Raw genomic sequence first — 392 nt, 5'->3', positions numbered from 1 at the left:
AAAAGTGCGGCAGAAGCGGCGGCAATACGTGCAAAAAATTCGGCAAAACGTGCAGAAGATATAGCTTCAGCTGTCGCGCTTGAGGATGCGGACACAACGAGAAAGGGGATAGTGCAGCTCAGCAGTGCAACCAACAGCACGTCTGAAACGCTTGCTGCAACGCCAAAGGCGGTTAAGGTGGTAATGGATGAAACGAACAGAAAAGCCCACTGGACAGTCCGGCACTGACCGGAACGCCAACAGCACCAACCGCGCTCAGGGGAACAAACAATACCCAGATTGCGAACACCGCTTTTGTACTGGCCGCGATTGCAGATGTTATCGACGCGTCACCTGACGCACTGAATACGCTGAATGAACTGGCCGCAGCGCTCGGGAATGATCCAGATTTT

Annotated in this window: 1 protein-coding gene; it reads left to right on the top strand. The window is 53.3% G+C overall.

What is annotated here, in order from left to right; genetic code table 11:
• Positions 1–228: phage tail protein (locus JYB62_RS19595; RefSeq protein ID WP_205647086.1), on the top strand; the 228-nt coding region annotated here is incomplete at its 5' end.
• Between the last annotated feature and the right edge of the window lie 164 nt (positions 229–392).

Source organism: Algoriphagus lutimaris (assembly GCF_017051705.1).
Taxonomy (GTDB): Bacteria; Bacteroidota; Bacteroidia; order Cytophagales; family Cyclobacteriaceae; genus Algoriphagus; species Algoriphagus lutimaris.
The sequence above is the reverse complement of the archived record's forward strand: the minus strand, read 5'-3'. Positions and strand labels throughout refer to the sequence as shown.